The 25736-nt window shown below is 69.0% G+C and carries 31 protein-coding genes; 16 read left to right on the top strand and 15 right to left on the bottom strand.

All coding sequences use genetic code 11. From position 1 onward, the window contains the following. Position 1: 1 nt before the first annotated feature. Complete coding sequence (locus ABOZ73_RS10545) at positions 2-682, bottom strand: fumarylacetoacetate hydrolase family protein (protein WP_369058114.1); 681 nt, start codon at positions 680-682, stop codon at positions 2-4. Positions 683-850: 168 nt separating this feature from the next. Here ABOZ73_RS10545 and ABOZ73_RS10550 point away from each other — a divergent pair, with 168 nt between their 5' ends. Both ABOZ73_RS10550 and ABOZ73_RS10555 read left to right on the top strand, forming a co-directional pair. After that, complete coding sequence (locus tag ABOZ73_RS10550) at positions 851-1726, top strand: ABC transporter ATP-binding protein (RefSeq protein WP_369058115.1); 876 nt, start codon at positions 851-853, stop codon at positions 1724-1726. 13 nt (positions 1727-1739) lie between these two features. Further along, positions 1740-5327: an ABC transporter permease/M1 family aminopeptidase gene (locus ABOZ73_RS10555; RefSeq protein ID WP_369058116.1), complete on the top strand. Its 3588-nt coding sequence runs from the start codon at positions 1740-1742 to the stop codon at positions 5325-5327. Between the two features lie 64 nt (positions 5328-5391). On the opposite strand, the gene ABOZ73_RS10560 is transcribed toward ABOZ73_RS10555, so the two are convergent. Continuing rightward, positions 5392-5979, bottom strand: a complete 588-nt coding sequence (locus ABOZ73_RS10560; RefSeq protein WP_369058117.1) for a DUF4142 domain-containing protein — start codon at positions 5977-5979, stop codon at positions 5392-5394. Between the two features lie 121 nt (positions 5980-6100). After that, entirely contained in the window at positions 6101-8041 is a 1941-nt protein-coding gene (locus tag ABOZ73_RS10565; protein WP_369058118.1) for an HWE histidine kinase domain-containing protein, read from the bottom strand. A 160-nt stretch (positions 8042-8201) separates the two neighbouring features. Here ABOZ73_RS10565 and ABOZ73_RS10570 point away from each other — a divergent pair, with 160 nt between their 5' ends. From ABOZ73_RS10570 to ABOZ73_RS10585, 4 genes are all read left to right on the top strand, one after another. Continuing rightward, a complete protein-coding gene (locus ABOZ73_RS10570) occupies positions 8202-8543 on the top strand; it encodes a hypothetical protein (protein ID WP_369058119.1) in 342 nt (113 codons plus the stop codon). Continuing rightward, entirely contained in the window at positions 8540-8944 is a 405-nt protein-coding gene (locus ABOZ73_RS10575; protein ID WP_369058120.1) for a hypothetical protein, read from the top strand. Before ABOZ73_RS10570 ends, ABOZ73_RS10575 begins: the two co-directional genes overlap by 4 nt. A gap of 89 nt (positions 8945-9033) precedes the next feature. Then, positions 9034-9672 carry a superoxide dismutase gene (locus ABOZ73_RS10580; protein WP_369058121.1) on the top strand — a complete coding sequence of 213 codons (639 nt, stop codon included), beginning with the start codon at positions 9034-9036 and terminating at the stop codon, positions 9670-9672. A 67-nt stretch (positions 9673-9739) separates the two neighbouring features. After that, positions 9740-9916 (top strand): DUF1328 domain-containing protein, encoded by a 177-nt coding sequence (locus ABOZ73_RS10585; RefSeq protein WP_269715209.1) that lies wholly within the window; start codon positions 9740-9742, stop codon positions 9914-9916. A gap of 79 nt (positions 9917-9995) precedes the next feature. Here ABOZ73_RS10585 and ABOZ73_RS10590 read toward each other — a convergent pair whose 3' ends face one another. Genes ABOZ73_RS10590 through ABOZ73_RS10600 form a run of 3 tightly spaced genes read right to left on the bottom strand, consistent with a single transcriptional unit; the run spans position 9996 to position 11982 of the window. Then, complete coding sequence (locus ABOZ73_RS10590; RefSeq protein WP_369058122.1) at positions 9996-10787, bottom strand: metallophosphoesterase; 792 nt, start codon at positions 10785-10787, stop codon at positions 9996-9998. Further along, positions 10784-11662: a diacylglycerol kinase family protein gene (locus ABOZ73_RS10595; RefSeq protein ID WP_369058123.1), complete on the bottom strand. Its 879-nt coding sequence runs from the start codon at positions 11660-11662 to the stop codon at positions 10784-10786. Before ABOZ73_RS10595 ends, ABOZ73_RS10590 begins: the two co-directional genes overlap by 4 nt. A gap of 20 nt (positions 11663-11682) precedes the next feature. Continuing rightward, positions 11683-11982 (bottom strand): hypothetical protein, encoded by a 300-nt coding sequence (locus tag ABOZ73_RS10600; RefSeq protein ID WP_369058124.1) that lies wholly within the window; start codon positions 11980-11982, stop codon positions 11683-11685. 152 nt (positions 11983-12134) lie between these two features. On the opposite strand from ABOZ73_RS10600, the gene ABOZ73_RS10605 reads away from it, so the two are divergent. From ABOZ73_RS10605 to ABOZ73_RS10620, 4 genes are all read left to right on the top strand, one after another. Then, positions 12135-12476, top strand: a complete 342-nt coding sequence (locus tag ABOZ73_RS10605) for a YMGG-like glycine zipper-containing protein (protein ID WP_369058125.1) — start codon at positions 12135-12137, stop codon at positions 12474-12476. A 114-nt stretch (positions 12477-12590) separates the two neighbouring features. Beyond that, the gene (locus ABOZ73_RS10610; protein WP_369058126.1) at positions 12591-13052 is read left to right on the top strand and encodes an OmpA family protein; all 462 of its coding nucleotides are present in this window, start codon (positions 12591-12593) and stop codon (positions 13050-13052) included. Positions 13053-13361: 309 nt separating this feature from the next. Next, on the top strand, positions 13362-13580 hold the full coding sequence (locus tag ABOZ73_RS10615; protein WP_369058127.1) for a hypothetical protein: 219 nt from the start codon (positions 13362-13364) through the stop codon (positions 13578-13580). Positions 13581-13589: 9 nt separating this feature from the next. Beyond that, entirely contained in the window at positions 13590-13910 is a 321-nt protein-coding gene (locus tag ABOZ73_RS10620; protein ID WP_369058128.1) for a hypothetical protein, read from the top strand. Positions 13911-13991: 81 nt separating this feature from the next. Here ABOZ73_RS10620 and ABOZ73_RS10625 read toward each other — a convergent pair whose 3' ends face one another. Beyond that, positions 13992-14165, bottom strand: a complete 174-nt coding sequence (locus ABOZ73_RS10625; protein WP_369062517.1) for a DUF1328 domain-containing protein — start codon at positions 14163-14165, stop codon at positions 13992-13994. 74 nt (positions 14166-14239) lie between these two features. Beyond that, positions 14240-15040: a response regulator gene (locus tag ABOZ73_RS10630; protein WP_369062518.1), complete on the bottom strand. Its 801-nt coding sequence runs from the start codon at positions 15038-15040 to the stop codon at positions 14240-14242. Between the two features lie 240 nt (positions 15041-15280). Between ABOZ73_RS10630 and ABOZ73_RS10635 the strand changes: the two genes are divergently transcribed. The 4 genes from ABOZ73_RS10635 (at position 15281) to ABOZ73_RS10650 (ending at position 18016) form a co-directional block, all read left to right on the top strand. Continuing rightward, positions 15281-15472, top strand: coding sequence for a NepR family anti-sigma factor (locus ABOZ73_RS10635; RefSeq protein WP_369062519.1), 192 nt, complete (start codon positions 15281-15283; stop codon positions 15470-15472). A gap of 11 nt (positions 15473-15483) precedes the next feature. Beyond that, the gene (locus tag ABOZ73_RS10640; RefSeq protein WP_369062520.1) at positions 15484-16089 is read left to right on the top strand and encodes a sigma-70 family RNA polymerase sigma factor; all 606 of its coding nucleotides are present in this window, start codon (positions 15484-15486) and stop codon (positions 16087-16089) included. Further along, entirely contained in the window at positions 16086-17813 is a 1728-nt protein-coding gene (locus ABOZ73_RS10645) for a sensor histidine kinase (protein ID WP_369058129.1), read from the top strand. The genes ABOZ73_RS10640 and ABOZ73_RS10645 overlap by 4 nt, the downstream gene beginning before the upstream one ends. Before the next feature lie 65 nt (positions 17814-17878). After that, positions 17879-18016 carry an entericidin A/B family lipoprotein gene (locus ABOZ73_RS10650; protein WP_277785933.1) on the top strand — a complete coding sequence of 46 codons (138 nt, stop codon included), beginning with the start codon at positions 17879-17881 and terminating at the stop codon, positions 18014-18016. Between the two features lie 63 nt (positions 18017-18079). Here the strand turns inward: ABOZ73_RS10650 and ABOZ73_RS10655 are convergent, their stop codons facing one another. From ABOZ73_RS10655 to chpT, 3 genes are all read right to left on the bottom strand, one after another. Continuing rightward, positions 18080-18907, bottom strand: a complete 828-nt coding sequence (locus ABOZ73_RS10655; protein ID WP_369058130.1) for a protein-glutamate O-methyltransferase CheR — start codon at positions 18905-18907, stop codon at positions 18080-18082. Then, positions 18904-19269: a PleD family two-component system response regulator gene (locus ABOZ73_RS10660; protein WP_369058131.1), complete on the bottom strand. Its 366-nt coding sequence runs from the start codon at positions 19267-19269 to the stop codon at positions 18904-18906. The genes ABOZ73_RS10655 and ABOZ73_RS10660 overlap by 4 nt, the downstream gene beginning before the upstream one ends. A gap of 68 nt (positions 19270-19337) precedes the next feature. After that, the gene (gene chpT, locus ABOZ73_RS10665) at positions 19338-19994 is read right to left on the bottom strand and encodes a histidine phosphotransferase ChpT (protein WP_369058132.1); all 657 of its coding nucleotides are present in this window, start codon (positions 19992-19994) and stop codon (positions 19338-19340) included. Positions 19995-20052: 58 nt separating this feature from the next. Between chpT and ABOZ73_RS10670 the strand changes: the two genes are divergently transcribed. Both ABOZ73_RS10670 and cysQ read left to right on the top strand, forming a co-directional pair. Then, positions 20053-20235, top strand: a complete 183-nt coding sequence (locus ABOZ73_RS10670) for a DUF3553 domain-containing protein (RefSeq protein ID WP_369058133.1) — start codon at positions 20053-20055, stop codon at positions 20233-20235. After that, a complete protein-coding gene (cysQ, locus tag ABOZ73_RS10675; protein ID WP_369058134.1) occupies positions 20219-21019 on the top strand; it encodes a 3'(2'),5'-bisphosphate nucleotidase CysQ in 801 nt (266 codons plus the stop codon). The genes ABOZ73_RS10670 and cysQ overlap by 17 nt, the downstream gene beginning before the upstream one ends. Before the next feature lie 3 nt (positions 21020-21022). Here the strand turns inward: cysQ and ABOZ73_RS10680 are convergent, their stop codons facing one another. The 4 genes from ABOZ73_RS10680 to dapB are packed head-to-tail and all read right to left on the bottom strand — an operon-like array spanning position 21023 to position 25526. Then, a complete protein-coding gene (locus ABOZ73_RS10680) occupies positions 21023-21373 on the bottom strand; it encodes a YdbL family protein (protein WP_369058135.1) in 351 nt (116 codons plus the stop codon). Positions 21374-21397: 24 nt separating this feature from the next. Next, positions 21398-21586, bottom strand: coding sequence for a YnbE family lipoprotein (locus ABOZ73_RS10685; RefSeq protein ID WP_369058136.1), 189 nt, complete (start codon positions 21584-21586; stop codon positions 21398-21400). Between the two features lie 36 nt (positions 21587-21622). Further along, positions 21623-24706 carry a YdbH domain-containing protein gene (locus tag ABOZ73_RS10690; protein ID WP_369058137.1) on the bottom strand — a complete coding sequence of 1028 codons (3084 nt, stop codon included), beginning with the start codon at positions 24704-24706 and terminating at the stop codon, positions 21623-21625. A gap of 40 nt (positions 24707-24746) precedes the next feature. Continuing rightward, the gene (dapB, locus tag ABOZ73_RS10695) at positions 24747-25526 is read right to left on the bottom strand and encodes a 4-hydroxy-tetrahydrodipicolinate reductase (protein ID WP_369058138.1); all 780 of its coding nucleotides are present in this window, start codon (positions 25524-25526) and stop codon (positions 24747-24749) included. Positions 25527-25736: the final 210 nt, after the last annotated feature.

Here is a 25736-nt window from a genome sequence, read left to right on the forward strand (position 1 = left end):
TTCAGACCAGGTTGAAGGTCAGGGCGCCGACGCCCTCGACGGCGCCATCGATGCGGTCGCCCTTGCGCACGGGGCCGACATTCTCGGGCGTGCCGGTGAAGATCAGATCGCCGGGCATGAGCCGCCACAGCTTGGAGGCCTCGGCGATCACCTCGGCGACGTTCCAGATCATATCGGAAACCGCGGCGTCCTGTTTGACCTCGCCATTGACGCACAGATGGATGCGCCCGGTCGGGGCGGGGCCTTCGGCGCGGCGGACGGCTGAGATCGGGGCGCTGTGGTCGAAGGCCTTGCCGGCCTCCCAGGGGTGCCCCTTGGCCTTGGCGGCGTTCTGCAGGTCGCGGCGGGTCAGATCGACCCCGGCGGCGTAGCCGAAGACGAGGTCCAGGGCCTTGTCGGCCGAGACCTGGAAGCCCTCGCCGCCAATGGCGATCACCAGCTCCATCTCGTAGTGCAGGTTCTCGGTGGCAGGCGGATAGGGAACGTCCTGGCCCGGCTGGACCACGGCGTCGGCCGGCTTGGAGAAGAAGAACGGCGGATCGCGATCGTCGCCGCCCATCTCCCGCCGGTGGGCGTCATAGTTGCGGCCGACGCAGAGAATGCGCCTCACCGGGAACACCGCATCGCTGTCCAGCACGGGGACGGTGGGCGCGGGCGGCGTGGCGACGGCGTGGTTTGTCATGGCGCGAAGGGTTAGCGCGCCGGAGCTTCCGGCTCAACCAAGGGGCGGTGAACGTTGCCGTGATTGAAAGCAGGCGGGGCGAGTGACTCTTCTTTCACTTGCTACCGCCGCCGGGGAAGGCCAAGGAGCAATGGAGCCGCTACGGGCCTGCAGCGACGCGCCGCCGACATGCTGATTATCGAGAACCTGACCCACGTCTACGACAACGGCGTTCGCGCCCTGGACGAGGTCAATCTGCTGGTTCCGCGCGGCATGTTCGGCCTGTTGGGGCCCAATGGCGCGGGCAAATCGACCCTGATGCGGTCGATCGCGACGCTTCAGACCCCGACCAGCGGCCATATCCGGTTCGGCGACGTCGACGTTCTGCAGGATCCGCAGGCCCTGCGGCGCACGCTGGGCTACCTGCCGCAGGATTTCGGCGTCTATCCCCGGGTCAGCGCCTACGAGATGCTGCACCACATGGCGATCCTCAAGGGGGTCGCTAACGCCGCCGACCGCAAGGAGACGGTGGAGGGCCTGCTGGCCCAGGTGAACCTGTGGGGCGTGCGCAAGAAGGCCCTGGCCGGGTTCTCCGGCGGCATGCGCCAGCGCTTCGGCATCGCCCAGGCCCTGATCGGCAATCCCGGCCTGATCATCGTCGACGAGCCCACCGCCGGTCTCGATCCGGAGGAGCGCAACCGCTTTCTCAACCTGCTGGCCGAGATCGGCGAGAGCGTGGTGGTGATCCTGTCGACCCACATCGTCGAAGATGTCTCCGACCTCTGCCCGGCCATGGCGATCATCTGCGACGGCCGCATCGTCGGGCGCGGGGCGCCGGCCGACATGATCGCGGCGCTCAAGGGCCGCGTCTGGATGAAGACCATCGACAAGGCGGAACTGCCGGCCCTGAAGGCGAGCATGCAGGTGATCTCCACCCGCCTTTTCGCCGGCCGCACCATGGTCCACGTCCTGGCCGACACCGATCCTGGCGACGGCTTCACCCCGGCCCCCGAGGGGCTGGAGGACGTCTATTTCACCACTCTCGCCGCCACGCGCGCGGCCTGAGGCGGGACGCCTGATGTTCGGCAAGATCGCGGCCTTTGAATTCCGCTTCCAGACGCGCCAGCCGGTGTTTTGGGTGGCGGCGGGTCTATTCTTCCTGCTGACCTTCGGGGCGGTCGCCATCGACCAGATCCAGATCGGGTCCGGCGGCAACATCCACAAGAACGCGGCCTTCGCCATCGCCCAGATCCATCTGATCTGGTCGGTCTTCTACATGTTCGTCACGGCGGCCTTCGTGGCCAATGTGGTGCTGCGCGACGACGAGACCGGCTTTGGGCCGATCGTCCGCTCCACCCAGGTCAAGCGGTTCGACTACCTGTTCGGGCGCTTCGTCGGGGGCATGGCGGCGACCCTGCTGTCGTTCCTGGCCGTGCCGATAGCCATCCTGGCCGGCGCCATGGCCCCCTGGGTGGACCCCGAGACGTTCGGGCCGCTGGCGATCCGCCACTACCTGTTCGCCTATTTCGTCCTGGCGGTTCCCAACCTGCTGCTGACCGGTGCGATGTTCTTCGCCCTGGCCACGATCACCCGGTCGATGATGGGCACCTATATCGGGGTGGTGGTCTTCCTGATCCTGTGGCTGGTGGCCGGGATCGTGCTCGACCAGCCGCAGTACGAGCGCGTCGCCGCCCTGTGGGAGCCGCTGGGCACGGCGGCCTACAGCCTGGTCACCAAGTACTGGACCGCTTCGGAGCGCAACAACCTCATCCCGGCGGTGGCCGGCGTGTTGCTGTTCAACCGTATCCTGGCCCTGACCCTGGCGGCCGCCCTGCTGGCGGCGACATACTTCCTGTTCCGCTTCGACCCCGCGCCGCGTACGGCCAAGGCGCGCAAGGTGCGCCGCCTGCGCAAGGCCGAGGCCGACGCCGCGCCGCCGGAGCTGATCGAGGCGGCCCGTCCGGCCCCGCGCTTCGGCATGGCCGCAGCCTGGGCGCAACTTAAGGCGCGGACCCGTCTGGAGATGGGCCAGATCTTCGGCCATCCGGCCTTCCTGGTGCTGATGGCGATGGGCGTGATCAACGCCATCGGCAGTCTGTGGTTCTCGACCCAGACCCCCTATGGCAGCGACATCTGGCCGGTCACCCGCCTGATGATCCAGGCGCTGGACGGTTCGTTCACCTTCATCCCGATGATCGTCGGCGTCTTCTACGCGGGCGAGCTGGTCTGGCGCGAACGCGACCGCCGCACGCACGAGATCATCGACGCCACGCCTTTGCCCGACTGGGCCTTCGTCGTTCCTAAGACCCTTGGCGTGGCCCTGGTCCTGCTGTGCAGCCTGGTGATCAGCGTGGCCGTGGCGATCATCGTCCAGGCGCTGAAGGGCTACACCGACTTCGCTCTCGACGAGTACGTCCTCTGGTATGTGTTGCCGCGCAGCCTCGATCTGATCCTGATCGCCGCCCTGGCGGTGTTCCTGCAGGCCATGTCGCCGCACAAGTTCGTCGGTTGGGGCCTGATGGTGCTTGTGCTGGTGGCGCAGCTGACCCTTGGCCGGCTCGGTCTGGAGCACAATCTCTACCAGTATGGCGTGACCCCCGCCGTCCCGCTGTCGGACATGAATGGCCTGGGCAAGTTCTGGGTCGGGGCGTGGTGGTTCCGGCTCTACTGGTCGGCCTTCGCCCTGGTCCTGCTGGTGCTGGCCCATGTGCTGTGGCGGCGGGGGACGGAGACGCGGCTGACTCCGCGGCTGGCCCGCGCGCCGCGCCGGCTGGCGGGGCCGGCGGGGATGGTTCTGACGGCGGCCTTGGCGGTGTTCGCGGTCGTGGGCGGCTGGATCTACGTCAACACCAACGTCTGGAACGAGTACCGCACCCAGATCGACGACGAGCGCTGGCTGGCGGATTACGAGAAGACCCTGACTCCGCTGGAAAACATCCCGCAGCCGAAGGTCGCCTCGGTGAAGCTGGAGGTGGACATTCACCCCCACGAGCCGCGCATCGACACCCGCGGCGTCTATGTGATCGAGAACCGCACGGCCCAGCCGCTGCGAGAGATTCATGTGCGCTTCGCCCGCGACCTTAAGGTGAAGGGCCTGTCCATCGAGGGGGCGCGGCCGGATCGCACCCTGGATCGCTTCAACTACCGCATCTTCGCCTTCGACACGCCCATGCTGCCGGGCGAGCGGCGGACCCTGTCCTTCATCACCGAGCTTTCGCAGAAGGGCTTCCGCAACCGGGACAACGCCACGCGGCTGGTCGACAACGGGACCTTCGTCAACGACCAGGAGATCGCGCCCGGCCTGGGCGTGGACCGCAACCAGGTGCTGAAGGACCGGGCCAAGCGCCGCAAGTATGGCCTGGCGCCGGAGCTGCGCATGGCGCGCCTTGGCGATCCGGCCAGCCGGCAGTTCACCTATCTGCGCCGCGACGCCGACTGGGTTCACGCCGACATCACGGTGACGACCGAGGCGGACCAGACGCCGATCGCGCCGGGTTACAAGGCCAGCGACCGCACCCTGGCCGGGCGGCGAACCGCGCGCTTCATCACCGAGGCGCCGATCCTGCCGTTCTTCTCGATCCAGTCGGCCCGCTACAGCGAGATGTCGGAGGTCCACAACGGGGTGACCCTGACGGTCTTCCATCATCCGGAGCACGACTGGAACACCGAGCGGATGCTAAAGTCCCTGCGGACGGGGCTGGACTATTTCCAGACCAATTTCGGTCCCTACCAGTTCCGCCAGGCGCGCATCCTGGAGTTCCCGGCCTATGGCGACTACGCCCAGGCCTTCGCCGGGACCATTCCGTGGTCGGAGAACATCGGCTTCATCTCGGACTCCCGCGACCCTGACAAGATCGACTTCGTGACCTATGTCGGCGCGCACGAGCTGGGCCACCAGTGGTGGGCGCACCAGGTCATCGGCGCCGACCAGCAGGGCGCTACCGCGTTGTCCGAAACGCTGGCCCAATACTCGGCCCTGATGGTCATGGAGAAGCTCTACGGCCGCGAGCAGATCCGCAAGTTCCTGAAGTTCGAACTAGACCGCTACCTGCGCGCCCGCGGCGGCGAGGTGATCGAGGAGCTGCCGCTCGTTCGCGTCGAGAACCAGCCCTACATCCACTACCAAAAGGGCGCGCTGGTCATGTACCGGCTGCGCGACGAGCTGGGCGAGGAGGCGGTCAATCGTGCCCTGCGCATCCTGCTGCAGCGCTACGCCTTCCAGAGCGCGCCGTTCCCCATCGCCTCGGACCTGGTGGCGGCGCTTCGCAGCCAGGCGCCGGCCGACAAGCAGGCCCTGATCACCGACCTGTTCGAGCGCATCACCCTGTATGACGTGAAGGCCCCGAAGATGGCCGTGCGCCGCCGTCCCGACGGCAAGTTCGACGTCGCCCTGACGGTGGTGGGCCGCAAGCTCTACGCCGACGGCAAGGGTGTGGAGCGCGAGGCGACCTTGAACGAGGTGATGGACCTGGGCGTGTTCGCCGCCGAGCCGGGCAAGGCCGGGTTCCGTGCGGGCGATGTTCTGGCTTTCGAGCGCCGGACCGTGCGCTCTGGAACGCAGGTGTTCCGCTTCGTCACCGAGCGCCAGCCGCGCTTCGCCGGGGTCGATCCGTACAACAAGCTGATCGACCGCAACTCCGACGACAACCTGACCCGGCCGCAATAGGCGCATAAGAAAAACGCCCCTCCGTTTCCGGAGGGGCGTCGGACTTCCGCGATGCGGAGAAGTCTTACTTCATGCCGTTCTTCAGGCCTTCGGCCTGGTTCAGGTGCTCCTGGATCTTCGGCGCGCCAGCGGCGGCGAAGGCCTTCAGGGCCGGAACGTCGCCGTCCTCGGCATAGCGCTGAACGGTGTTCAGAGCCGTCTGGTGCACATCGACCATGTCGTCGGCGTACTTCTTGTCGAAGTCCTTGGCGTCGGCCGCGCGCAGGTCGTCGAGCTTGTCCTGCAGGTCGGCCGGCAGGGCCGTGGCGGGGGCCAGGGTGGTCTGGCCGGAGGCGGCGATGGCCGACTTCAGGTCAGCCGACATGGCGGTGTGCATGTCGACCATCATCTGGGCGTACTTCTTCACCTCGGCGTTGGTCGAGCGCTCGACGGCCAGCTTGCCGGCTTCGATCTCGAACATGTCGGTGGCCGAGGCCTTCGTGACGAAGTCGGGAGCGGCGGTTTCGTTGGCGGCCGACGGGACGGTGGCGGCGGGGTTGGCGTCCGGCGTGGCGGCCTGCTGTTCGGCGCTGGTCTTCTCGGCCTTATCGCCGCAAGCGGCGAGGGTCATGGCGGCGATGGCCGCGCCGACGATGAGCATTTGGCGTTTCATGGAATTCCCTCCGTTTGTGTTCTGGAAGCCGGCGACGCCGGGCGGCGTCGTCTCGTGGCGTCAAAACCTCACGAGGACGTGATCAGTTCCGGGAACTCGCAAAGAAACCCGTTCGGGGCGGTCAGGCTGGCTTGGCGACCTGGGCCAGGGCGGCCGCGATCTGGCCGACATTATAAGGCTTTCGCACGATCGGCGCGTCGAACCCCATGGGCGCGGCGCGGTCGGCGTAGCCGGTGGCGAAGACGAAGGGCACGCCCCGTGAGCGCAGCGCCTCGGCCGCCGGCGCCACCGACAGGCCGTCGAGATTGGCGTCCAGAACCGCGGCGTCCAGCGCCAGGCTGGTCATGCCCATGGCCTCGTCCAGGGTGGCGGCCACGCCGGCGACCTTGGCGCCGAGTTCGGTGAGGCCGGCTTCCAGCTCCATGGCCAGCAGCACCGAATCCTCGACGATCAGCAGGCGCAGGCCCGCCACGTCGGTCCGGCTGCCGGACATCGGCGAGGCGGGTGAGAATTCGGCCAGGATCTGGCCTGCAACGTGCTCGGCCTCGAAGGCCACGTCGGTGCTGCGGCGCTCTCCGATGGCGTGGACCGAGGCCTCGATGCGGGCGGCGACGCCGGAGGGGCGGTAGTCCATCTCCACCTGACCGCCCAGTTCGCGGCCGGCGACCTCAGACAGCAGGGTGGCGCCGAAGCCGCGTTCGCTGGAGGGCGGGCTGACGCGCGGGCCGCCGCTTTCAACCCAGTCGAGGATGAAGCCGCCGGAGGGCGACAGCCGCCAGGCCACGTCCACGCGGCCCATCTCCACCGACAGGGCGCCGTACTTCACGGCGTTGATCGCCAGTTCATGCAGGGCAAGGGAGAGGGCGCTGGCCGCGCGGGGGGTCAGGAACAGCTCCGGCCCGTCCCAACGGGTCTGCAGCGGCGCCAGGCCGCCCAGCTCCGCCCCGACGATGTCGCTGAGCATGGCGCCGCGCCAGCGGGTGGCGGTCAGCAGGTCGTGGGCCGAGGCCATGGCCTTGAGCCGGCCCTGGAAGGTCTTGAGGAAGCTGTCGAGCGATCCGCTGCGGCGGGCCGACTGCACCGCCAGGGACTGCACGGCGGCCAGGACGTTCTTCACCCGATGGTCGAGCTCGGCGAGCAGGGCCTGGAGGCGTTCTTCCTCGCGCTTGCGGTCGTCGATGTCCTGGGTGACGCCAATCACGCGTTCGGCGGTGTGGTCGGGGCCATAGAGGACGACGCCGGCGGTGTAGCGCCAGGACGGGGGGCTGCCCGCCTCGCGCACATGGCGGTATTCGACCTCGTAGAGGCCCGTCTCGTCGATGGCCCGCTTGATCGCCTGGGTGACCACCTCGCGATCATCGGGGTGGACCATGTTGCGCAGGCGTTCGCCCTGTTCCGCCGACATCAGGCCGGACGGGTAGTCGAGCAGAGACGCGGTGCGGTCGCTGAGGATCACCCGATCCTGGGCCAGGTCCCATTCGTACTCGCCCATGCGGGCGGCCTGCAGGGCCAGGTGGACGCGCTGTTCATCCAGCTTGCGGCGGGCGACGGTGGCGGCGGCCTCCACGTCGCGGTTGAACTCCTCCATGGCCAGGTCGGCCAGGTCGGCGAGGGCGGCGGCCATGTCCGGCGTGGCCGGGGGATGAGGCTCGGGATCGCCCAGGGCCAGCAGGCCGATCATCTCGCCCTTGCGGGTGAACAGCGGCGCGCAGGCGTAGAACCGGACATCCACGGTCGGCAGGTCGCGGACCAGCGGCTCGAACACCGGGTCGGCGTGAAGGTCGCCGCAGATCACCAGCTCCCGGCGGCGCAGCATGCGCTCGCCCAAGGTGCCGGCGCGGGGGTGTTCCTTGATGGGAATGCCCAGCTTGGCCTTGAACCACAGGCGGTCGGCGTCGATCAGGATGATGGCGGCGCGGGGACAGCGGAAGACCGCGGCGGCGGTGCGCACGATGCGATCGAACCGCGGGTCGGGCTCGCTATCGAGTATGCCCATGTCATACAGGGCTTTGAGGCGGTCCGCCTCGTCGGCCCCGGTGACTGGTTCACCATGATCGTCCATCCTGCGACCATAGACCGCATCGCGGTTATAGGCGAAGATGAAAACCGCTAAGAGGCGATGTGGCTTGCTGTTGTGCTCTCGGAACAACCCCGGAAGCTTCGCGTTGAGCCCGCATCGCCCATTTCAGCCCCCTCCCCGGGGCCTCTAGCCGGAGACCGCCATGTCCGACGCGCTCAACCCCGCCCTGTCCGACGCCAAGGACGCCAAGGCCACCGCTCGTGAAGCTGTCGCCGATACGAAGCGCAGCTTCAAGGATACGGCGGCCACGGCCAAGGCCGGCCTGACCGACGCCGCCCACAAAGCCGAAAAGGCCCTTAAGGAAGGCGCCGAGGCGCTTCGCGCCCAGAGCCGCACCTATGCCGACAACGCCAGCCAGTACTGGGATGACGGCCAACGCTATGTGGTCGAGCGCGTCAAGGAACGTCCCGTCACCGCCACGCTCGCCGGTCTCGGCGTCGGCGTGCTGCTCGGTCTCCTCCTGGCGAACCGCAGCAACAAGTGATCATACGCAAGGTTCTCAGAACCACGGCTGCGGCGGCGCTCATCGGCGCCGCCGTTCTGGTGTCCGTCGTCTCGGCCGGCTTCGCGGTCTACGCCGTGCTGGAGCCGTTCGTCGGCGTGCCGGGCGCCGCGGCCATCGTCGCGGCGATCTTCTCGATCATCGCCCTGATCGCCGGGCTGGTCCTGGCCGACAAGGCCGAGGACGGGGGCAAGCATCACCATCACCACGCGCCGCCGCCGGACGCCGGTTTCATCGCGCGGGTGATCGACCTGGCCAAGGACAAGCCTATCCTGTCTTCCGCCGCGGCCATCGGCGCGGGTGTGTTCTTCATGCGCAATCCGGTGCTTTTCGCCGCCCTGGCGAAGGCTTTCATGGATACGCGCGCGCCAGACCGCGACTAAGACCCTATATGCAAGCTTGGCCCTCAGGGCGCCGCCGACCCCGGCTGCGCGTTGAGGGCCTGTGTGCGTTCCCTCAGGAGACTTCCCCCATGTTCATCCTCCCCGACCTGCCGTACGCCTATGACGCTCTGGAGCCGACCGTGTCGGCCAAGACCTTCACCTTCCACCACGACAAGCACCACAAGGCCTATGTCGACGTGACCAACACCCTGGTCGGCGAGCTGGGCCTCGAGGGCAAGACGCTGGAGGAGGTCACCCTCTTCGCCGTCGGCGACAAGTCCAAGAAGAAGCTGTTCAACAACGCCGCCCAGTCCTGGAACCATGCGTTCTTCTGGGACGCCATGACCCCGTCCTACGCCGCCCCGGAAGGCGAGCTGAAGGCGGCCATCGACGCGGCGTTCGGCGATATCGCGACCCTGAAGGAGAAGTTCGTCGCCGAGGGCGTCGGCCACTTCGGTTCGGGCTGGGTCTGGCTAGCCGCCAAGAAGGACGGCTCGCTGGTCGTCACCTCGACCCACGACGGCGAGAACCTGCTGGATCAGCCGGACCTGACCCCGCTGCTGGTCTGCGACCTGTGGGAGCACGCCTACTATCTGGACCACCAGAACAACCGGAAGGGCTTCCTGGAAGCCTGGTTCGACAAGGTCGCCAACTGGTCGCTGGCCGCTTCGCAGCTGTCGGCCGCCAAGGGTTCGGGCGCGGTCTGGGCCTACCCGGCCCCGCAATAGGCGAGACAGGAACAGCGGAGCGATGCGGGCGTTGTCCTTTCAGGCTTTAGCTTAGAAGGAAAACCGCATGCTCCGTTGGGCTCTCATCTTCCTGGTGGTGGCGCTGATCGCCGGCCTGCTGGGTTTCGCCGGGATCGCCGGCGCCGCCATGGGCGTCGCCAAGATTTTGTTCTACGTCTTCATCGTCCTGTTCCTGGTCTCGCTGGTCATGCACCTGTTCCGGGGCGGACGCGGATCGCTCTAGAAGCGGTCCAAGCCACGAACGACAAACCCCAGAGCGGTCCGCCGCTCCGGGGTTTTCCTTTGGGTCCTGTTCGAGGGCCTTACGCCTGGGCGCGCCGATCCAGGGCCCAGGTGCGGTGGGGCTCGAAGCCCGAGCCGGTCCAGGCCAGGGCGGTGACGGTGATCGTCGCCTCGTCCGCCTCGATCAGATTGAAACTGGGCGGCACGCCACGCTCGCGTACCGACAAGGTGCCAGCCCCGACCGCATAGGTCTTCTGGTCCCCGCAGGGGTAGGCCATGGCGAACGGCACGTGGATGTGGCCGGTCAGGACGATGTCGGTCCGCGCTTGGGTCAGGGCCGCCGCGGTTCGCGAGCCGCCCCGCACGCGGGCGGTGATCGGCCCGCCGATGATCTCGGCCAGGGGGTGATGGCAGACCACCACGCGCAGGGCGCCGGGCTCGGCGGTCTCCAGCCGATCGACCACGCGATGCCGCTGGCCGCGCGACACCGCGCCCTTGGACCAGTCCAGGCGCACCTGCACGCCCCGGGCGCTGTTGAAGCCGGTGACGAAAAGCCCAGGCCGCACGACATTGGGCGGCCGCGTGGTCTTGAAGCAGGCGTTGTAGCGCCGCCAGGGATGCAGAACCCGCTGGGCGATGTCGAAATAGGGCGTGTCGTGATTGCCGGGGACGATGAACTTGTCGCCATCCAGGGCGTCGATCCAGCGGCGGGCGGCGACGAACTCATGCCGCTCGGCGAAACGGGTGACGTCGCCGCTGATGACGATCAGGTCGGCGGACTCCTGGGCGATGCGCGCAGCGGCGGCGGCCACGGCCTCGGGATGCTCGCCGCCGAAATGGATGTCGGACAGATGGATTAGCCGAACCGTCACAGCGCCTCCGGGACCAAGGCGCGGAAGGCGTCGGGCTTGAACTTGATCTGGGCGGTGCGGCTCAGACGTTGCGGTTCGCCGTCGAGGATGGCCGGGATGCGTCCGCCGGCCCACACCGCGCCATAGCGGCAGCGGTCCACGTGGACGGACGGAGCGGCGCGCCAGTCGCCGACGGCGGCGTGGAAGCCCAGGCGGAAAACGTCGCGCGCCCCGGCTGGATCGACGGCCGTGGCCTCCAGCACCTGGGCGTCGGCGTCCATGATGGTGGAGACAAGGGGGCACATCAGGGTCAGGGCTTCGGTCTTGCGGGTCTTTCCGCCGTCGAGGGCGTAGCGCAGGCGGCCGGTGAACGCGCGGCGGACGGCCCGCTGGGCGCGCTGCACCGCCAGCCACATCTGGCCCTCGCGCACGGCTTCGCGCGCCTCGGCCCAGTGGGCGGGCGAGCCGAGAATGGCGGCGACGAAGAACATTCGGCCATCGACCTCGCCGCCGCTGACGGAGGCGACGACCCCATCGGTCAGGATGTCGTCGAGGGCGGTCTTCCAGTCACGATCGCCATAGAGCTGGCGCGGCAGCATGTTCATGGTTCCGCCCGGCAGGGGCGCGACGAGCGGGCCGTCGGGACCGGCCATCTCGGCGGCGCAACGGGCCGTGCCGTCGCCAGCCACCACGGCCAGCAGATCCGGGCCCGCGTCCAGCGCCCGCTGAAGACAGGGCACGACGCCATCTTCGGGCGTGCTGACGCGCGCCTTAACGCCGTAGCGGGCGAGGATCGCCTCGGCCTCCGCCCTGGCGTTGGCTCCGGCCGAGCCGGACAGCGGATTGACGACCACCTCGACATGGCGGATCGCCGGCTTGGTCTGGATGTTGGTCATGACGCCCCGGTTACGGTGGTTCAGCCGCCGACGGGCGAGGCGTATTCCCCCAGCGTCGAAGGCGAACGGCCCAGGGCGCGGTCGATGGCGGCTCCGCCCTCGGCGAACGAGCCGCCGTGGGTGGCGGCGGTCGTCAGGGCGACGCCGCCGGCCAGGGCCAGCAGCACGACCAGACAGACCAGAAGGGGGGAATCGCGGCGGCGTCCGCGCTCGTCCTTGCGGCCGCGCTCATAGGCCTCGCGCACCACGGCGGCGTCGCTGGCGAAGGCGTCGAGCCGGCTCGGCTCCTCGGCGGCGGGGTTACGGTTCCAGAATCGCATGTCTTCCTCCTGCCGCTCAAGCTGGGTGCGGCCAATCTTGGCCTTGCGCTGTGGTCGAAACGCCGCGCCGCCCCGTCCGTTCCTGAGCGGCCGGAACCTGCGCCGTTGGGGCACGTTCGTTCAGCGACATCAAACTCGAACGGAGAGCCCAGATGTACCGGACGTGGATCGCCCTCGCGGGGGCCGGCATGCTCGCGGCGGCCTGCACCTCGACGGGCAATGTGGAGCGCAACGCCGCCGGCGGGGCCGCGCTCGGCGCGCTGGCGGGCGCGGTGATCGGCAACAACGTGGGCGGCGGCAGCGCCGCCACCGGCGCGGCCATCGGCGCCGCCCTGGGCGGGACCGCCGGCGCCGTGAAGGGCTGCCGCGAGGACGGCGGCTGCGGCGCGGAGGTGAACCGTCGCCAGTACTATGATGAGCGCGCCGGCCGTTACTACTATTACGACAGCCGAGACAGCCGCTATTACTGGGAGAACGGCGCGCCGCGCTATTGATCGCTGCGTGAGCGGATCGACAAGTCGGCGGCCGGCGCGATGACGTCGGCCGCCGCTTTGCGTGTGGGGACTATCGGATCAGGGGCCCCGAGGGGCCGGGTAGAGGGGTTTGCAATGCGAAAGATCCAGGGCAAGGGAATCTGGCTGGCGACGGGCGTCGCGGCCGTGGCGGTCGCCGGGTGCGCGTCGCTGCCCATGAAGCGGGCCGACATCGTCAAGGCGCCGGCGTCCTGTCAGGACTTCACCGTCGCCATCTATTTCGATCGCGATTCGTCCAATGTGACGCGTGAGGCGCGGGCTGTGCTGCGCGACGCTTCCTCCATGGCGGCGGGCTGCAAGATCGACAAGGTGACGGTGACCGGCCTGGCCGACGCCGTGGGCGCCGCCAACGCCAACTTGCAGGTGTCCCAGGCCCGCGCCAAGGCGGTGGAACAAGCCCTGGCGCGCGCCGGCTTCCCCACTGTCGAGTTCTCGACCGCCGCGGTCGGCGACGCGGGAGCGACCACGCCCGACGGCCAGGCCCGGCCGCTGCGCCGCCGCGCCGACGTCGCCGTGGATCTGGGCGGCCCGCAGTAAGAGCGGCAATTCGCACTAAAAAGAAGGCGGCCTTTGCGGGCCGCCTTTCTTGAAGTCTGCATCATCGAGAAAAGGGGTGCGGAGACGGCAGGCTGACTGTCGCCAGCCTCAAGTCGGGGGGCGTCGCCGCCTCCGCAGACATAGAAAGCATTCGCCGGGCCATGCGTTCCCGGCGGCTCCAAAAAATTTCAGCGATCGGCGAGCCGTCACGATACGGCCAAGATTCAGGCTTCTCCGCCGGAACAGCCGAACGCTTGCCCGCGTTGATCTTGCGAAGGCGCGGAAGGTCCGCGCCGCAGGAGCCTCGCCATGATCCGCACCTATCGCGCAGCGCTGGGCGGTCTTGTCTTCTACGACGCGCCCGAGCGTCGACGGTCCGGCCGCATCGTCCTGGCCATGGCCGCGGGCGGCGCGCTGATCGCCTTGTCTGGCGGCGTCGCCAGCCAGTTCCTGCATCCCGCAGCCGAACAGGCCCCGGTGCGCCAGGTCGCCCAGACCGACGCGCCCCTGTCTTACCTGCCTCAGTAAGGAGTCCCCATGCCCGCCTCCAACACCGCTCCCCGTCTGAACGCCACCCGCGCCCGCCAAGGCCGCTGGGGACGCCATGTCCTGTGGGTCCTGGTGATCTCGACCGCTCTCGCCGCCCTCGCCCTGTTCGGCAGCTGGGGCATGCACAGCAACGACTACGCCGCTGTCGAACAGAACACCAAGCCGGAGGCCTCGGAGACCGGCACCCGTCCGGCAAACTCCTTCGCGGCCCGCTCGTCGGTCCAGCCGCCGGACACCGGCCCGCAACCGCAGGACTCCGCTCAACAGCAGCGTGGCGACCGCGCGGCGGCGAATTCCTCGCCGCAGTAGTCTGGGTAAAAGGCACAGACCCGAATGTGAAGCGGCCGCCCGAAAGGCGGCCGTTTTTTTCTTTGCCTGTAATCCTAGGCCCTAGATGACGGACTGCCCCCGGATGGCGCGGACGACGAAGCCGGCGATCAGAAGCACCAGGAAGATGACGAAGAGGATCTTGGCGATGGTGGCGGCCAGGCCGGCTAGCCCCATGAAGCCCAGATAGCCGGCCACCACGGCCAGGATCGCGAAAACCAAAGTCCAGCCAAGCACGACGCTCACTCCCTTTCAGAGCCGCGGATCGCGGCGGTTCCAGGAGCGAACGTCGGCTTGCTGAAGCCGGTTCCTTACGCCGCCTTGCGGGTGCGGCGCGGGTGGAAGAACAGCGCCTGACCGATGGCCGCCTTTACCGTTTCCGGCTGGAACGGCTTGGTGATCAGGAAGGTCGGCTCCGGACGCTCGCCGGTCAGCAGGCGCTCGGGGAAGGCGGTGATGAAGATCACCGGCACGTCGAGACGCGCCAGGATGTCCTTCACCGCATCGATGCCCGACGAGCCGTCGGCCAGCTGGATGTCGGCCAGGACCAGGCCCGGCGTCTTGCGGGCCACGGCGTCCACCGCCTCGCTGCGGGTGGCGGCGATGTCGGTGACTTCGTGACCGAGCTCGCGGACCAGGGCCTCGATGTCGGCGGCGATCACCGGCTCGTCCTCGATGATGAGGACGTCGGTGGCCAGTTCAGCGTCGATTTCGCTCTGCGCCTCGGAGATCAGGGCTTCGACCTCATCGAAGTCCGTCCCCAGGATCTGGGCGGCCTCGGTGGGGGTGAAGCCTTCCAGGGCGGTCAGCAGGAAGGCTTGGCGCGACCGCGGGGCGATGCGCATCAGGCGGCGGGACGGATCCTCGCCGGTGGTGATGTCATCCTGGCTGGTCGCTTCGAGCTGGGCGCCCGAGGTCAGCCAGATGGCGTGAAACACGTGATAGAGCGCCACCCGCGGGGACAGGGACGATTCCAGCGAACGCTCGCCGGCGGCCAGCGCTTCCAGCGCCACCCGCACATAGTGGTCGCCCGTGGTCTGATCACCCGTCAGCGCACGCGCATAACGACGAACATAGGGCAGATGCGGCGCAAGCCGAGCAAGAAGACTTATGACCCCTCCCGACTCTCAAAGGTCTTCGGAAACAAAAGCGTCGGTCTACGCATAGCGTCCCGACAAACAGCCAAACGTGTTCCTAAAGCTACGGTTCCAACAAGCTTCACCTTTCGTCATGATATGGTCGAATGCAATGGAACCCGTCGGTTCCAAAGGCGTTTTCGGCTCACGGCGCAGCATGCGCCTAGAGTTTTGGGCTTTATTCAGGGGGCGGTCGCCGGTTCCGGCGTCGGAGTCATGATCGAACAAAGAGCCATGGATGAACGTCGCAAGGGGCCCTCTTCGCCGGCCCTGGACGAAGCGCGCCTGCGTCAGCAAGCGATCGGCGTGAAGCTTCGCGCCATGTTCGACGAAGTCGTGAACGAGCCTGTTCCCGACGAGTTTCTCGATATTCTGCGCAAGGCCGACGACAAAGCGGGAGACCGCTGATGACCGGCCATATGGACGCGGCGCCGACCGCGGCTGGCCCTACGGGGGTCGAGCGCGACAACATCTTCAAGCGTGAGCTGGTCCAGCTCATTCCGCATCTGCGCGCCTTCGCGCGCACGCTGGCGGGCGATCCGACCTCGGCCGACGATCTGGCGCAGGATGCCATGATGAAGGCCTGGGACGCGCGCGAGAGCTTCCAGCTGGGCACCAACATGAAGGCCTGGACCTTCATGATCCTGCGCAACCAGTTCTATTCGGAGAAGCGCCGGTCCTGGCGTCAGAGCCAACTGGACCAGGAAGCCGCCGAGCGGACCCTGGTGGCGGTGGACGATCCGGAAGCTCCGGTGGCCCTGGACGAACTGCGCATGAGCCTGAACATGCTGCCCGCCGAACAGCGCGAAGCGCTGATCCTGGTGGGCGCGGGCGGCTTCGCCTACGAAGAGGCGGCCGAGATTTGCGGCTGCGCGGTCGGCACGGTGAAGAGCCGGGTCAGCCGCGCGCGCCGGGCTCTGCAGTCCATCCTCGAAGACGGCAACTATGATCGCGACGGCGGTGCGGCAGGCGACGCCATGAAGTCGATCCTGGCCGATGCGGAGCGTTTGAGCTCGGTTCGGTGAGGCTGGCCGAAAGGCTGGGTTGGGGCCCTTCGACCACCATCCGCGTCCGCCTGGCCGCGGCGGTGGCCGTCGCGCTGCTGCCTGTCCTCATCCTCAGCGGCGCGCAGACCGTCACCGCCTTCTACCGCGACGCCGAAGCCCAGCGCGAAAGCCTGGCGCTCGGCGCGCAGCGCAGCGCCGCCACGGTCCAGGCCCGGATCGAGGCAGCGGGCGTCCTGCTGGAGACCCTCGGTCCCGGCTCGACGGGGCTCAACTGCGCCCAGCGGCTCAATGACGTCAAATCGCGGCTTCCCGGCTACGCCAACCTGATCCGCTTCGACCGGATCGGGCGGGTGGCCTGCGCCTCCGACACCGTGCCCCCCGACGCCCAGCGCGCCAGCCGTTCCTGGTTTTCGCGCATGCGCGACGGGGCCCGGATGACGGTCGAGGCCCAGCCCGGCGTCGCCTATTCGGCCGATCCCGCCCTGCTGGCCGCCGTGCGGGCGGAGCGGGACGGGGCGTTCGACGGCGCCCTGGTGGCGGTGATCGCCCTGTCCAGCCTGCAGCCGGAGACCCAGTCGCGCGCCCTGCCGGGCGGGGCGCAGATCGCCATGATCGACCGCGAAGGCCAGTACTTCGCCATGACCGACCCGAGCGCCTTCCCCAACGGCCCGCCGAACCTGTCGGCCGCGACCTCGGGCAAGCTGCTGTGGACCGCGCGCGACACGGCGGGCCGCTTGCGGACCATGGCCGCCGCGCCGCTGGTGGCGGACGAGGTCTATGTGGTGCTGTCGGCGCCGTCGCCGGGCCTGTTCTCCTGGGCGCGGCTCAATCCGATCTCGCGCCTGCTGCTGCCGGTCTTCGCCTTCGTGGCCGCCCTGGCCGCCGTGCTGCTGGCGGCCGAGCGCAGCATCGTGCGCTGGATCTTCTATTTGGAGCGGGTGGCGGCGATCTATGCGCGCGGCCGCTTCACGGTGCGTCCGGTGCGCGCCGACCAGGCCCCGCCGGAGATCCGCGAGCTGGCCTCGACCCTGGACCACATGGCCGGGGCGATCGTGACGCGCGACGCCTCGCTGCACGACAGCCTTCACCAGAAGGACGCGCTGATGCGCGAGATCCATCACCGGGTGAAGAACAACCTGCAGGTCATTTCCAGCCTGCTCAGCCTGCAGCAGCGGGCCCTGACCGACCCGGCCTCGCGCCAGGCGATCATGGATACGCGCCAGCGGATCTCGGCCCTGGCCCTGGTCTATCGCGCCCTCTACCAGGGGCCGGACCTGAAGCAGGTGGACCTGCGGCCTTTCCTGGAGGAGCTGACCGCCCAGCTGCTGTCTGGCGACGCCGGGCCCCATGGCGCGGTGCGTACCGAGGTGCACGCCGATCCGCTGATGATCGATCCCGACCGGCTGGCGCCGCTCGCCCTGTTCGCGGTGGAGGCGGTGGCCAACGCCCAGAAGCAGGTGTTCTCCGAGCGTCCGGGCCTGTTGCGCGTCGAATTCCGCGTGCGCGAAGGCGAGGGCTATCTGGATATCGTCGACGATGGCGGCGGCCTGGGCGCGCCGGGCGCCCCGCCCAGCGGCATGGGCATGACCCTGATGAACGCCTTCGCCCGCCAGCTGCGCGGACGGGTCAGCTTCGATCCGGTGGAGACGGGCGGCCTGCGGATCGGTCTGGTGTTCCCGGCCCCGGAGGCGCGGGCGCCCGATCATGCGGCCGCCGAGGCTGCGGCTGCGGAACAAAGCTGAGCCGCTGGCGTTTCTCCGGCGCGATACAAAGCCGTTCCCCAAAACGGCGCTCAGGAGAAACTCTCATGCGTAAGCTCATCGTCATGGCGATCGTCGCCGCTGGTCTGACCGCCGCCGCCTGCAACACCGTTTCGGGCGCCGGCCAGGACGTCACGGCCGCCGGCCGCGCCGTCACCTCGACGGCCGAAGACGCCAAGAACTAAGACTGTCTCTCCGCGAGGAAGACAGGAAAGGCCCCGCATCGGCGGGGCCTTTTGCGTTTGGGATCAGGCCGCCTTGCGGAAGTTCGGGTCGAGGCCGAACACCCCGGGCTGGCCGTCCAGCGGCCTCAGGGCGCCGGCAAGGCCGCCCAGATCGTCGCCGGGGCTGAGCACCAGGAAGCCGTCGGCGGCCAGGGTCACGGCCACGTTCTCCAGCACCCGGTCGCGCATGGTCTCTTCCATGGTGGCGAGGACGCCGCGCAGGAAGATGATGTCGAAGCGGCCCAGGGCCGACAGGTCGGAGATCAGGTTGATCCGGCGCCAGCGCACCATCTGGCGCACGCGCGGCTCCAGGGCCCACATCTCGTCCGTCTTCTCGAAATGGGTGACGAGCTTGCGGATCGGCAGGCCGCGCTGGACCTCGAACTGGGTGTAGAGGCCGCTCTGGGCCTTCTCCAGGCAGCGTTCCGACAGGTCCGAGCCGAACAGTTCGGGACGCAGGCCTGGAATGGCGGCGCGCGCCTCCTCGGCCATCATGGCCAGGGAATAGGCTTCCTGGCCGGTGGAGCAGGCGGCGCTCCAGATGCGCACCGGCTCGCCCGGACGGCGCTGGGCCATGGCGGGCAGCAGTTCCTTTTCGAACTGGTTGAACGCCTCGCGCGGGAAGAAGAAGGCGGTCTCGGCGCCGGTCATGGCCTCCACCACCGCCCAGATCAGCCGCTCCTCGCGCTTGCCGCGCACGGCGGCGATCATGTCGTCGATGCTGCTGAAGCCTTCGCGACGGGCGACCGGCGAGAGCCTGCTGTTGATCAGATAGGTCTTTTCCAGCGCGACCTTCAGGCCGGCGCGGGAGCGGCACAGGGCCGCCAGGAATTCCAGGTCGTCGGGCTTCAAAGGGCGCCCGCCTCGATGAACTTGGCCTCGATCACGTCGCCGTCGAAGGGCTTCATGATGTACTCGTCCGCGCCGCAGTTCAGGGCCTCGCGGATGTGCTCCATGTCGGCCTCGACCGTGCAGAACACGACGACCGGCGCGGCGCCGCCCGGCTCCTGGCGCAGCTGGCGCAGGAAATCCACGCCGTTCATCACCGGCATGTTCCAGTCGAGCAGGATGGCGTCGGGCATGGCCGCGCGGCACCAGGCAAGCGCCTCCATCCCGTCGGCGGCCTCGGCGATCTGAAAGCCGATGTCCTCCAGGATGCGTCGGGCGACTTTCCGGATCACCCGGCTGTCATCGACGACAAGGCAGGTCTTCACAGGCGCGCGGGCTCCAATCCAAGGAGCCGTTTTGCGCCGGTTTGGTTAAGGAGGGGTAATGGCGCCGCTTAGGCGGGCACCCAGGCGGCAAGGGTGACGCGCTCTTCGGCGGTTTCGGCGGCGACCTGGCCGCCGCAGGCCTTGACCAGATTGTGCAGGTAGGCGGCCTGGATCCACTGGCCGCCGATGCCGTCGCCCAAGGGCTCGCCCTTGAGGCCGGCGACCACTTCCGGGCGTAGGCGCGCACGGGGGCCGGAGGCGTCGACGGTGATGACGTAGCGGTTGTCGGCCAGCAGCACCCGCATGCGGGCCTTGCCGCCGGTGGGCAGGGCGCCGGCGGCGATCTGGGCCAGGTTCAGCAGGGCGCGGGCGGCGGGCTTGTTGACCTGGGCGGCGTCGGCCACCCATTCCAGCTCCGGCCGGACGTGGGCGTAGACGCCCTGGGCCAGGGTCTCCAGGTCGCGGCTGTCGAAGCTTTCCGCCGCCGCCGAGGCGCCGAAGGCCACGCGGCTGAACTGCAGCAGGTCCACCAGCTTGCGGGCGCTGGCGTTGATCAGGCCCATGGCGTCCTCGCGCATGTCCTGAGCCGTCGGATCTTCCAGCAGGTCCAGGCCGGAAACGATGGCGCTGGCCGGGCTGATGAAGTCGTGACACAGGCGCGCTGCGAGCAGGGCCGCCAGTTCGGAGGGCGTCTGTTGGGCGGGGGTGTCTGCGGCGTCCGTCATCGACGCGGACCTTGACCTGATTTGGCGCCCGGGAAAATGGCCCTTAAAGACGGCGCCGATGGACCTGTTTCTCGAACCGGGCGCCCTGGTGCGCCATCCCGACCAGGATGACTGGGGGCTGGGCCAGGTCCAGTCCGTGGCCGGCCGGCGGGTGACGGTCAACTTCGAACAGGCCGGCAAACAGACGATCGACACGGACGCCGTGCGGCTGATCTTCGTCGGCGATGATCCCAGGGGATAGTGACGTGAGCAACGACGCCGCAATGGGCGAAATCCTGGCCGACATCGTGGAGGAGGCCGCGCGCCTGATCCTGCCCTACTGGCGCTCCGACCTGACGGTGATCCGCAAGGCGGATGAGAGCCCGGTGACGGAGGCGGACCAGCGCGGCGAGACCCTGATCCTGCAACTGCTGGCGCGGCATTTTCCGGACATTCCGGTCGTGTCGGAAGAGGATTCCGCCGAGAACGGCGTGCCGACGGACGCGGCGGGGCGCTTTTTCCTGGTCGATCCGCTGGACGGGACCAAGGCCTTCGTGCGCGGCGATCCCAATTTCACGGTCAATATCGGCCTGATCGAGAACGGCCGCTCGGTGGCGGGCGCCATCTGCGCGCCGGTGACCATGGAGACCTGGTTCACCACCCCGGCCGGAGCCCTGAAGCGTCAGGCCGGCGAGGCGGCGGCCCCCGTGCGCGTGCGCCCCTGGCCGAAGGGCGAGGCCGTGGCCCTGGTCTCGCACACGATGAAGGAAGAGGCGGCCGAAGGGCTGCAGGCCGAATACGGCTTCGACCTGCGACAGCCGATGGACAGCTCGATCAAGCTGTGCCGGATCGCCGAGGGGGCGGCGGACATCTATCCGCGCCACGGGCCGACCATGGAATGGGACACCGCCGCCGGCCAGGCCATCTTGGAGGCGGCCGGCGGGCGTTTCGCAACGCCCGACGGCTCACCGTTCCTCTACGGCAAGGCCGAGGCGGGTTTCCGCAACGGCTGGTTCGTGGCCCGGGGAGGGCCCCGCGAAGACTAGGCCTTACTTCTTGGCCCAGGCGCCGCCGGCGGGCTTGTACCAGGCGCCGGCCGGCAGGCGGTCGAACAGCTGGCGAGCCGCGGCCTGGCCGGCGGCTTCGGGCGTCACGCCGGTCTTGGCGGCGATGTCGCGATAGACGCCCGCGCGGCCGGCGTTGATCTCGCGGACGGCGGCCTGCAGGGCCGAGTTGCCCATGGAGACGAAGCCGAGATAACCGTCGGCCTGCTCGCCCACGACGCCGGCGCTCTTGGCGATGTCGACCTGGGCCTTGGCGTTGGACTGGGCCAGGGCGGGAGCCGAGGCGGCGCCGAGCGAGGCGGCGATGGCGGCGGCGGTGAAAAGCTTGCGCATCATGATGAAACTTGTCTCCTCAGGCGCCTAGAACAGGTTCGGATTCTGGCTGATCAGCGTCTGGACTTCCTTGTCCAGGCGCACCCGGACGTCGGCGTCCAGCTTGGCGTAGATGTTGATCGGATCGACCTTCACACGCACCGTCGGCGTGCAGGCGGCTCCGAGAAGTGAAGCCGCCAGAGCGGCTGTGGCGAGCGCTGCTGCGCGTTTGGTCATGATCGTGGTCTCCGTCATGGCTCAGTTAATCGGATTCTATGGCTGAACGGCGTCTGAACGCGAGGGGGTCTCTTGCGGATCGGTCCATTTGCGCCGCCATCCGGCCAGCAGGTCGTCGAGATTGAACGAGGTGTCGAGGGTCAGATTGACCGGCGTGCCGGACGGCAGAGCGATGCGCTTGTCAAAGGCGCGGCCGCGCAGGACGTCCAGGATACCAACCTTGGCCTTCTCCTTCACCTTGGGCGCATGTTCGCCCTCGATGTGGAACAGGATGCCCAGCCGGCCCGCGTCGGTGCTGTTAACCGTGGCTTCCAGCTTGTCGTAGTCCAGGTTCTCCATGGCCTGATAGGCGAAGTCCTGGATGGCGTTGGTCGGAGCCTGCTGCCCATTGGCCGTGGCGTTGTTGATCAGCGAGCGGCTGATCGAGATCCGGCCGTCGGGCCGTCCGGTCAGCTTGCCGTCGTGGACGCGGATCTTCTCGCCGTCGATTTCGAATGGGATGCGGCCATCGAACACGCCGTCGATCTTCAGCCGGTCGGCCAAGGACGTGCCGCTGACCAGTTCGCCCAGCCGCACCCCCTCTAGGACCACGGCCCCGCGAATGGGGCCGCCTTCGTAGGCGATGGTCATCGGTTCGACCCGGACGACGCCTTTCAAGGTCTGGGCGGCGGCTCCCTCCAGGACGAAGCCGGTCTCCTCCAGGTGGAAGCGGGCGGCGACCTGCTCCAACGGAGCGAAGGCCTCGACGCGGGCGATGGTCGCGGTCTGGGCCGGGGCGCTGACCAGGGGCGTCAGGCTGGTGAAGGTGATGTCGGCGGCCGCGCCGCTGCTGAGACCCGCCGGTCCCTTGAAGCTGAGGCCCGAGCCGACCAGCCGCCCGCTGCTGGTCATGCCGGCGGCGTTCCAGTCGAAGCGGCCGGTGAAGCTGACCACGCCCTGCGCGTTCTCCAACGGCGCCGCCATGGGCGAGATTTCCGCCGGTTGCAGGCCGTCGGGCGTGAAGTTGATCTGCGAGCCGTCGATAACCGCCGAGCCGACGCCGCTGTTCATGTCGTGGACGACGTCGATGCGCGCCAGCGGCCGGCCCGCTTCGGTCCGCACCGTCACCGGGCCGTTCCAGCGGTTGCGGGCCAGACGGATGGTCCCGTCGGCGATGATGGGGTTGAAGCGTGGCGCGGGCTGGCGATCGACGACCTTGGCGGCGCTCAGCTTCACCTGGCCGTTCATGGCGCCGCCGGCGCCGGACAGGCTGAACGCCGCCTCGCCGCCCGCCAGTTCGGACTCGGCGGCGGTAAGTCCGGCCTTGGCCTTGGTCAGGCGGCCGTCGGCGCGCCAGCCCTTTGGTCCGACCTGCAGGATGGGGCCGCTGGCGCAGACCTGGGCGGCGATGCCGTCGATGCTGGTCTCGCCCATGACGAACTTTTCGGCCTCGGCGTCGGCGCAGCGATCCAGCCGGACGGTCCACAGGCCGTTGCGGCTGGCGGCGCGGGCGTCGCCCTTGATCGTCAGGTTCCGCAGCGGCGGAACGTCCAAGGTCGCGTCCAGCGACAGGGCCGCGTCAATGCCCTGGGCGCCGCTGGTCCAGCGCGAGATGCGCAGATTGGCCGTGGGCAGGCCGCCGCCGGTCAGCTCCAGCCGCGCCGCGCCAGAGGCGGGTCCGCCGACAGCCTGGATCAACGGACCGCCGCCGGTATCCAGGGTCAGGCGCGTTCCGCCGGCGCCGCGCACCGTCAGGGGGCGGCCGGCCGTCGTGCGCAGGCTGCCGGGGCGGATGGCGACAGCGAGGGACGGGGCGTCGAGGGTCAGGCGGGTGAGGTTGCGGGCGAGAGCGGCCTGATAGTCCGGGTTCTGGACGACCACCGGCGTCTGCGCGGCGAGGCGGCGGGCGGTGGCGGCGGAGGTCGAGGCGGCGCCGTCGACCGCGAACTGGCCTTTCAGCGAGAAGCCCTGCGCGTCGTTGCGGGCGTTCACCCGGCCCGCGCGGGCGCCGAAGGCGACGCGTTGCAGGTCCAGCCCCCCGGCGTCCAGCGCATCGGCCTGCGCCTGAATGCGCGCCGCGCCGTCGAAGCTGTCGCCGGCCTTGTCGTGATTGAAGCGGAAGCCGTCGAGCAGCAGCCGGGCCTCAAGATCGCGCGCGGCCTGTTCGCCCTGGACGATCTGGTCGGCGGCTAGGGTGGCGTCGAGGCGGCCCGACAGGGCGGCGCGCTCGGGATAGCCGAACACCGAGCCGTTCCAGTCCAGCTTCAGCCGCGCCAGCTCGACGGACGCATCCCCCGCCCGGCCGCGCTGGGCGGTGAGGGCGGCCTGAAGGCTGGCCGGTCCCGCCGCCGACATGCCGCGCAGGTCGGGATAGGGCAGCTCGCCCGCCAAGGCGCCCTGAAGGCCTTCGAGCCGGGTCTCGCCCTGGGTCAGGGTCGAGGGCAGGAGGTGCAGCGAGGCCCGCAGCCGAGCGTCGTGCTTGCGCAAGGAGAAGCGGCCGCCATTGCTGACCACGGCCAAGTCGTCCTCGCGCAGCTGCGTCGGCATCAGGGCGCCGTCCAGCCGCAGCAGGGCGCCCTGGTCCATGGCCCCGTCGCCGATCAGGGTGACGCGGCCGAACTCCGTGCCCAAGTCCACGCGGGCGCTCTGGATCAGGACCGCGGGGCCGCCCTCCTGTGCGGGGCGCGGGGTCTTGGTGAAATCCTCGATCAGCGGGTCGAGAGCGCCGAAGGACAGCTTGCCCTTGATGAAGGCGGCCTTCAGGTGCGGGCGATACAGCCGCACGGCCCGCGTCTCCAGCAGGAACTTGTCGCCGGCCCACGGCGGGGTCAGGGCGTAGGCCACCTCCAGCCGCTCGGCGGTGAAGATCGGATCAGCCTCGGAGCCGACCCGCACGCGGCCGACGAAACCGTCCACATCCAGCGCCTGGATATCGACCGCCGCCTCGACCCCACGCTCACGCAGCCAGGAGACCGCCAGCTCGCGGGCGATCTCGCGCCGCTGGGCCAGGACGATCAGTCCGCCGGCCGCGACGCTCCACAGGGCGACGGCGCCGACCTCCAGCGCGACGGCGGCCAGCCGCGCGCGGCGCGAGGATCCGCGGCGGACGGGGGGTTCGGTGTTCTCGGTCGTCTCCGTCATCAGCCCTCAGGGTCTTGGCGAGCGCGACAGAAATAAGGCGTCAGCGCCTGGACTTCAGTCCGAGCACGTCTTGCATGTCGTAGAGCCCTGGAGCTTGACCGTTCACCCATCGTGCAGCCTGCAACGCGCCACGGGCGAAGAGGCTGCGATCGCGAGCGGAATGCGACAGGGTGAGAATCTCTTCTTCTCCGGCGAAGATCACGCTGTGCTCACCGATGATCCCGCCGCCGCGCACCACCGAAAAGCCGATGGCTCCAGGCGTGCGCGGGCCGGTGATGCCGTCGCGGCCGCGATCCGACACCGAAGCCAAGTCGACCTCACGGCCGTCGGCGGCGGCCTGGCCCAGCATCAGGGCGGTGCCGGACGGGGCGTCGACCTTGCGCTTGTGGTGGGCTTCGAAGACCTCGATGTCCCAGTCCTCGGCCGGCAGGGCGCGGGCGGCCTGGGCCACCAGGCCCATTAACATGTTCACGCCCAGCGAGAAGTTGCCGGAACGGACGATGGCGATCTTTCGGGCGGCGGCGGCGAGGCGCGCCTCCTGCTCGGGGCTCAGGCCGGTGGAGCCGATGATCAGGGCGGGACCGCCCTTGGCGGCGCAATGCTCGGCCAGGGCGACCGAGGCCTCGGGCACGGTGAAGTCGATGACCACATGGGCGACCGCCAGGGCGGAGTCCATGTCGATGAGGCCCTCGCCGACGGCGCCGGGCCGGTCGAAACGCGCGAAGACCTCTGTGTCCGCGCTGGCTTCCACCACGGCGGCGACCGCCTGGCCCATGCGGCCGAGCGCGCCGGCGACGGCGATGCGGAGGGTGTCGGACAAGGGAGTCTCCAGGCGGCGATTGGCGGTCGAGCTTGTCTAGTCCCGCGCCCGCCTTCCCGGGTCAAGCCGCAGCACGCGCAGGTCGGCCCCCTTTAGCCGAACAGGCGTTCACCGCGGCGGCTGTTGTGGGGCGTCGAGGCGCTCGCTAGGGTGCGTGCCCTTCATCACAAGGGTTCGCCGCACGCACGGCGGCCTAGTAGAGCCTGCAGA

Source organism: Caulobacter sp. 73W (assembly GCF_041021955.1).
GTDB lineage: Bacteria > Pseudomonadota > Alphaproteobacteria > Caulobacterales > Caulobacteraceae > Caulobacter.